The organism is Tenacibaculum agarivorans, from assembly GCF_001936575.1.
Classification (GTDB): Bacteria; Bacteroidota; Bacteroidia; order Flavobacteriales; family Flavobacteriaceae; genus Polaribacter; species Polaribacter agarivorans.
The window spans coordinates 1-6376 of record NZ_MSMP01000071.1; the positions used below are offsets into that span (position 1 = coordinate 1).

2 protein-coding genes are annotated in these 6376 nt (G+C 33.5%); both read left to right on the forward strand.

The features are described 5' to 3' along the window. The coding region (locus BVC87_RS22800) for a T9SS type A sorting domain-containing protein (protein ID WP_143569895.1) at window positions 1–703 on the forward strand (703 nt) is incomplete at its 5' end. 549 nt (window positions 704–1252) lie between these two features. Further along, on the forward strand, window positions 1253–6376 hold a 5124-nt coding region (locus tag BVC87_RS22805; protein ID WP_143569896.1), incomplete at its 3' end, for a beta strand repeat-containing protein.

Below are 6376 nucleotides of genomic sequence, written 5' to 3' on the forward strand. Positions count from 1 at the left end.
TTTTGGAAGAAATATAGATATATCTATTCCTACCATTGAATTACGAGCAAGTGTAAACAACACCACAGTAAAAACAGTGATTTCATATTCAGAAAAAGCTACAGAAGGGTTAGATGTTGGTTATGATATCGGAAACTTTGATGGATCAGCATTTGATGTATTTACCCATTTAGTTGATGGTTCATTAGAAAACAATTTTACACATCAATCTTTACCAACTTCAACTATGGAAAACACTAGTATTTCGTTAGGGGTAAAGGCTGACGCAGGTAGTGAAATAGAATTTACTTCAAAAATGATAGCATTACCATCGGATATGGAGATTTACATTGAAGATAGATTATTGGATGAGTATGTGAAATTAAGCGAAACAGAAACCTACACAGTTCAGATCAAAGAAGCTGTAGATGGAGTAGGAAGATTTTACTTACATACCAAGTCTAAAACTTTAGCAGCTCCAACATTCACTTTAGATGATGTAACAATTTACAATTCAAAGTCTATAGTATTTGTAGAAGGAATCATCTCACAAGATTTTGAGCTTGTTGTATATGATTTATTAGGAAAGGTTGTGTATCAAGAAAATCATCAAGGAACAGGAAAGAATAGTATAGCCTTACCACCAATGGAACAAGCTGTGTATGTAGTTCAAGTACGAACAAAAGTTGGAGTAAAAGACAAAAAGATATTGATTAGAAAGTAAAGAACTTTAAATTCAGAATTATAAAGCAGCATTAAAAATTAATGCTGCTTTTTTTGTGCCTATTTAAGAGAATAAAATACTTCATTACCTATTTAGAAACCAATTTTATAAGATTAAGACTTCCGATAAAAATTTTGTGAAATAGTTGTAACAGCATTTAATTGAATAAAACGAACCTGTTTGAAAAGTCGTCATTCCAAGGCCCTCGACAAAGATTTTGAGAAACAACTATAATGACATGTTATTGAAAAAAACGACCTATTGATAAGAATTTGTAAAAATAAAGGCAGTAGGGTTAGGCGTAAGATGAAAAGCTGTTTGAGCATTAGCGAAATCGTAAGATTCTAAATGGATTTACAATTGAACAACTTCATGTAAAAGGCAGTAAAATAGATGTATAGTTTACCTATACAGTGTAAAAAAAACATTTCTGATAAGAGGTTAATCTGTAATTATTTTAAATAAAAAAATAAAAAAAACTAGGGTAGTGTAAAGATTACCTGTACAACTTATGTAACCCTTTTATAAAAAGTTATAAAATTTTACTAGATGAAACACAATTACACAATTCCAATTCTCAAAAAGGTAAGTTCAAAGCCCTCAACGTTTTCTAGAAAATTAATTTTTAGATCGCTATTAGTAGCTTTACTAAGCTTTATTTCATTTAAAGTTGATGCCCAGGTTGAAACTGAATCCAATGACACACCAACAGCATCAGGTGTTCAACGAATATATGATGATACTGGTTTTTCAGGAACTGTAGAATCTGCTGGAGATGTTGATTATTGGCAAATAAGTAAAACTGCTGGAGATTTATCAACGTACACATTAAGATTAGATATTTATAATGGAACTTCACAAGCTGCTCCAGTTTTCTTAGAGAAAAGATCAGGAGGATATGATGGAACACTAATTTCTGATGTTAGAGTCCGAAGTGGATTTGATGGAACCCAGTTTTATAATTTGAATATTGATTATTCAGGAGGTGATTTTTATTATGTTTTAAAAATGGTTAATGAAGGGCCTTCTGCTGGTTATACTTATGACTATTCTATTAAGGATTTTTCTCCAGCCACATGTACTGATCCTTTTTCAAATACGACTGTTGCAGTTACTTCTGTAACAGATACTAGTTTAACTATAAATGGACTTACCTTTAGTGCTATTTTAGCAAGTTTTGGAGATAGATTTCTTGTAAGTGTTTCAGATACAGGTAGTTTTACTAATCATACTGATGGGTTTATGGATATATCTGTAAACACAGCGTATTCTGGTTCAGGTGATCAAGTGGTTTATACTAGTGATAATGGAACTATTACAAATCCTAATATTGTAGTTACAGGTTTGGATCCAAATAAAGAATATTTTGTGAAAGCTACAGTTGCCAGGGACTGTACAGGATATTACAAACATTCTACAGGTCAAACAGTCTCAGCTACTACTTGTGGAGTTATTCCAGCACCAATTACTGCAGTGAATTTAAGCCCTGAGTCAGAAACTCAATTTCGCATTAACTCATTTACAGGAGGATCTACAAATCATGGAAGCAGTACTTTAGGTTATGTAGTGAAATTGAATACCGTAGATTCATTTACAAACCCATCTAGTGGAGCTTCATTACCCACTGCTAATTCAGTGTATTCTGGTAGTGGAGAACAAGTAATTTATGCTGGGAATTCTGCTACACCAAACCTTGCTGTTACAGGATTATCTTCATTTACGAATTATTATGTAAAAGTTTATACATACAATAGTTGTAGCGGAAATAACTATTTTGAATCTACAGGATTTAATACTACCTTATTGAGTTGTGGACCACCACCTACAGGGTACAATAATTTTTTAGCTACTACAGGGGGAAGTGTAAAAGCATATTCTTTAGCTCCTGTATATAATCGAGATAATAATTTAGTACCGTCGGGTCTTATCATTTATATCAATACAGAAAATAGTTTTACAGATCCTGAAGCTACATATACAACCTTACCGGTGGCTAATAATGATTATCAAGGAGCAGGTCAACAAGCTGTTGTTGTTGGTGGACTATCTTCTTTTTTTGCTACTACAAACAATCTGATTCCGAATACTACGTATTATTTTAGGTCATACCCATATTACACTTGTGGAGGAACTAGCTATGTTAATTTAACAGATTTTCAAGAAATCAATTTAACAACGTGTAATTATTCAGATAATTTGGCATCAAGTCCATCGTTTGGAAATATTACCGATACTAGTATGGAGTTCAATTCTTTTACAGCGCTTTCGCCAGAAGCTCCGGCTACAGCACCAGATGGTTACGTAATTAGGATGAATACAATAAACAGTTTTTCATCTATAACTAATGGGACAGCAGTTCCTACAGGGAATACAAATTATTCAGGAAGTGGAGAGCAAGTTATTTATTCTGGAAATTCAACCTCTCCAAACCTTAACATTACAGGTCTAAGTGCAAATACAACATATTTTTTCAATATTGTAGCTTATTATCCTTCATGTGATATTGATGGTATACTATATCAGCAAGCTGGTTATACGTTTTCAAAAACAAATGATGCGAGTTTAGTAAGCCCGACAATTACTTTCAACGATATTGAAAAAGTAGTTGGAGATCCAAATTTTAATTTGGTAGCTACCTCAAATTCAGGAGGAGCTATTTCATATCAAATTTTAAATCAAACAGGATTACAAACTACTACATTAAGTGGAACAAATAATGCTACAGTTACTTTAGGAACAGCAGGAACTGTAACTATAGAAGCAACTCAAGAACCTTCAGGAGGTTTTGCCGGAGGAACTGCAACAGCTACACTTACTATAACAGCGCCAGATGCTACGATAGGAGGAGATCCTTTTTTACTGATTAATTCTACCTTAGATTTAAGTACACGAATAACTACTAATTCAAATGGAGCTATAACATATTCTATTGTTGATGAACCTTTAGGTTCAAGTATTAGTGGTAATATATTAACATCGGGGACAACTCCAGGTGGTATTATAGTAAAAGTTTCGCAAGAAGCAACATTGCAATATGCTGCTACAGAATTCTACACATTAGTGTTAATTTGGGACGGAACTAATTTCAAATTTGATCGTGTTTTTAATCTTTTTGATACTACACTTCAACCAGGAGAAACATTCCAATTACAAGAAGCTAAGAGTTTTCAAAATAGTGCTCCTGTAACATATACTATAGTTCCACCAGATGTTACTGGTTCTAGCGTAAACAATACAACTAATGTTTTTACTGCGGGTAACCCTGGCTCTGTAATTTTAAGAGCTACTTCACCTGATGGTAATTTTTATAATGCTTCTTCTAAAGATGTAACTATCACTATAGAAGGTACGTCGCAAACCATTACATTTAATGCGTTAAGTGATGTTACGTATGGAGGTGCTAACTTCAATTTAACGGCAACAGCTTCTTCAGGGTTAGCGGTTTCATATGTAAGTTCGGATCCAACTATTGCTTCCATTTCAGGAAGTACAGTAACTATTCATAAAGCAGGTACTGTTAATATTACAGCTTCACAAGCTGGTGGAGGGATATATTTACCTGCTCCAGATGTAATACAATCGTTAACAGTAAATCCTATTATAATTGTAAATCAAAATGTAAGTTTAGATACAACAGGATCAGTTTTATGCAGTACTAGTGCAACAGTTTCTATTGATGGTTCGCAAACAAGCGTTAATTATTATTTAAGAGATAATAGTGATAATTCTATTATTGAAGGACCGGTAGCAGGAACTGGAAATGCCATTTCATTTGCTACAGAACAGTTATCAAGTGACAAAACATATAATGTAATAGCAGTACAAGACAATCAAATGTTACCAACTGCTACGAATACATTGCAAATGACAGCTACCCCTTTAGCTAGTGTACAAACTTTGGATGTTAAAACTGTTGGTTTGTCTCAACCAGATGGTCAATCAGCAGTAGTATCAGTTGAGAATTCTCAAGCAGGTGTAGTTTACTATTTACAAGATAATGCTACGAATGAAGTATTACAAGGTCCATTAACGGGAACTGAAGCTAATGTTTCATTTACTTCAGATGCAATTACTGCAGATAAGACATATAAAGTAATAGGTACAGACGCAAACTCAAGTAATGGGTTAAGGAATACATTACGTTTCGATAATGTTGATGATTATGTGAGTATTGCACCGATTAATTCTCAATTGACTAATATTGGAGAAGCTACTATAGAAACTTGGGTTAAAATTCCAACTTCTGATGCAACAGATGTAGATGCTTCAATTATTACTTTTGAAGGATACGGAGGTGATTTAGCATCAATTGTAGTACCTTTTTATATTAATATTTCAGGAGGACAAATATTTGCTGGGAATTATAATGATGATTTTGATGATGGAGGTCCTTTAAATACACCTAGTTATACGTATCCTGTCGATACTTGGTTTCATGTTGCAGCAACAATTAATGGTTCATCAATTAGTTTCTATGTTAATGGAAATTTAGTAGGAACAAATCCGAGTAATCAAACATTTGAAACTTTTGTTTTAACGTCTAATATTCGTTTAGGAAGAAACTATCAAAATACCTCTGATAGTAGTAAAATATTTGGAGGATACTTAGCGCAGACAAGAATTTGGAATGGTGTTCGTACACAAAGTGAAATTTCATCTAATATGAGTACTGAATTTACAAATCCACAAACAAATTTAGTACTGAACTATAATTATGATCAAACTTCAGGTACTAGTGTAACAGATGAGTCTGGTAATTCAAATACTGGAACATTACAAAATGCTGCAGGAGATGCTACAAATTGGGTTAAAGATTTATTTACTAATAGCCCATGTGGGTTTGTAAATATGAATAATACGGTTACAGCTACATATGCTCCATTACAAGATCAAATAATAACATTTAATAGTTTAAGTGACGTAACTTATGGTGATGCTGATTTTGCATTAACTGCTACTTCAGACTCTGGTTTAACCGTTACGTATACTAGTTCAGATACTTCGGTTGCTACAATTTCTGGAGACACAGTAACTATTGTTGGAGAAGGTACTGCAACAATCACGGCAAGTCAGGCAGGTGATGCTACTTACAATCCAGCTACTGATGTTCAACAATCTTTAACTGTAAATAAAAGAGATATTGTATTAATAATATCAGGATCAAAAGAGTATGGAGAGCCAGAACCTAATATAAGTTACAGCTTATTCCCTGGTTCAAGCTTAGTTTCAGGAGATGCATTCTCAGGAAGTTTAGTTAGAGAACCTGGAGAAGATGTAGGAAATTATACTATTAACTTAGGAACACTTACTGCAGGGCCTAATTATAACATATCATTTTTTATACCTCCTACTTTTGACATTTACGAAAGAGAAATCGAAGTAACTGCAGATTCAGGTACTAAAGTTGAAGGAGAAACAGATCCTGCTTTAACATATCAAATAACTTCAGGAAGTTTGGTAAGTGGTGATAGTTTTACTGGATCATTAGAAAGAAATACAGGAGAAGCAATTGGAGATTATCCAATTACTCAAGGAACTTTAGCACTTGGAACAAACTACCAAATTACGTTTGTAGGAAATACATTCAGTATTACACGAGATGCATTAGCAAGATGGGATGGGAGTACAAGTTCTGCTTGGAATGTGGTAACAAATTTTGAAGACGATATTACA